Source organism: Thiocystis violacea (genome assembly GCF_016583565.1).
GTDB classification, from domain to species: domain Bacteria; phylum Pseudomonadota; class Gammaproteobacteria; order Chromatiales; family Chromatiaceae; genus Thiorhodococcus; species Thiorhodococcus violaceus_A.
The window spans coordinates 1-1,886 of sequence record NZ_NRRF01000178.1 but is presented as its reverse complement, the minus strand read 5'-3'; the positions used below and the strand labels follow the sequence as shown (position 1 = coordinate 1,886).

Here is a 1,886-nt window from a genome sequence, read left to right as displayed (position 1 = left end):
CGCGCGGGGTGTTGATCCAGCCCTGTACGCGATGCGGCTTGAGATCGATCTCGCGTAAGAAGCGTCCGATGGAGTGCGCGGAGATGTCTTCGACGATCCCGCGCGCCTTGGCCTCTTCGGCCAAGTCCGCATGGGTCCAGCGCGTCAGCTTCACCCCTTCGCGGACCGCAGGCTCGCACGCCAGGGCGATGATGGCGCAGATCTGCTCGGGGGTGAAGGTCGGCGGTGTCCCCGAACGCGGCTCATCGCTCAGACGCTCGAGCACCGGGTGATCCGCGCGCTCGCGCCAGCGGCGGCGCCAGCGTTGGACCAACGAGCGACTGACCTGCAACGTGGCGGCCGTTTCGTGCATCCCCTTGCCGGCGTCGGCGGCGAGAATGATTCGGGCTCGGATCGCCAGTTGCTGCGCCGTGGTGTGCTGACGCACCAACGCCTCCAACTGGGTACGTTCTTTGTCGGTGAGGGAAACGGGAATCGGGGTGCAGCGTGGCATCGTGTCATCAACTCATCGGCGAAACTCAAGACAGATGAGTAGGATGCCATCGATCGCCCAGAAACAGTATTAGGACTTTCACTCTAGACCACTAGTACGGCCGAGCAGTCCGTGCTCTGTGCCGCGAACTAGATGGCACAAACCGCTGTCAAGCAGTGCTGACGGGGGATGACTGGCCACCGCCGAGGTCGGCGGACGGGCAGAGCGGTCTGGGATAGACAGAATCTACCCGAACCCAGATAGGCAGAATCCGTCTATTCCAGCGGACCGACACTCTGTCTACTCAACTGTTATAGTAAAAAAGGATTTCATGAAAAAGCTGTTGTTGGTAATTTTACTGCCAGTAATGTTCTCTTTTTATCCGTTATTTGCGAAAGCAAATGAAATTTCACTATATTCGTATAATGGTGAGGCTGTCGCTTATATTGCGTTCAATGATGAATCAACAATTTATTTATGGTCGGGAGAACCTGTGGCATATTTATCATATGATTCTGCAGGTGGTTATCATGTATATGGTTTTAATGGAAAACATCTTGGCTGGTTTGTGCGCGGCGTAATTTGGGATCATCAAGGTTACGCTGCTTGTGCTGTAAAGGAAGCAATAGGCTCAACTCAATTTGAATCATTTAAGGCTTTTAAACAGTTCAAACCATTTAAGTCATTTAAAGAATTTGCTCCTTTTCGACCGACTTTCTTTGATTCTTTCGGAGATACTCCTTGTAAGATATTTCTTTCTTTTGGTTCAGGAAACTAGCCATTAACCCCGTTGCAGAGGTGTTTATGAAGGATTTATAATTCTGTAAAAGATACCCACTTTTTGTTTTTGCTTTATTCTTTTGTTTCTTGTCAATTCAAGCATTTGGGAACTATAAAAACACAGCTGACCTGATTGTTGCTTGCAACCCAAAAAGTGATGCTGAAGTGATGGACCAATTCAAAGGAGTTCACTGCTTAGGGTATTTATCAGGTATGGTCGACGGATTACAGCTTGTATTTGGTGCGCGACCAGAGTCCAAGCTTTTTTGGGCCTTGATCATCCGTTGGTTGCGCCAGGCAAAGCCTGGAAGGAGAGGAAGATAGCGGACGGATAAGCGAATCGGAAACTCCTTGTTGCGGCCCACCGGGTGAAAGTCCCGAGCCGGTAAGGATTGGCCATCCACCGGAACCGAGTGTGGCGTGGTGCGGGAGTGATCCCGGCTGCGAAGCGAACACAGGGGGCGTGTAGGCTGTGTGATAGAGCCCCGAAACTGATGCCAGCGGAGCCGACGCATTCCAATCACCGGAAGGCAACAGTCTCGGCATTGTACTGGCCTGATGCCGAGACTCCGCCGGGGTCTGAGAGCAGGGCATGCACGCACGGGTCGCCCAGGAACCTGGGAGGGCTCAGTCG

The 1,886-nt window shown here is 52.5% G+C and carries 2 protein-coding genes; one reads left to right on the top strand and one right to left on the bottom strand.

Translation table 11 applies throughout. The features are described from left to right. Positions 1 to 493 (bottom strand): helix-turn-helix domain-containing protein (locus CKO23_RS24520; RefSeq protein ID WP_242482701.1); only part of this gene is annotated, 493 nt, incomplete at its 3' end. A 310-nt stretch (positions 494 to 803) separates the two neighbouring features. Here CKO23_RS24520 and CKO23_RS24515 point away from each other — a divergent pair. Then, positions 804 to 1,250 (top strand): 4-fold beta flower protein, encoded by a 447-nt coding sequence (locus CKO23_RS24515; protein ID WP_200336092.1) that lies wholly within the window; start codon positions 804 to 806, stop codon positions 1,248 to 1,250. The last annotated feature ends 636 nt before the right edge of the window (positions 1,251 to 1,886 follow it).

What these genes read in the sequence shown, in the direction of transcription:
- CKO23_RS24515 (WP_200336092.1), top strand. Translation starts at nt 804, where the DNA reads ATGAAAAAGCTGTTGTTGGTAATTTTACTGCCAGTAATGTTCTCTTTT.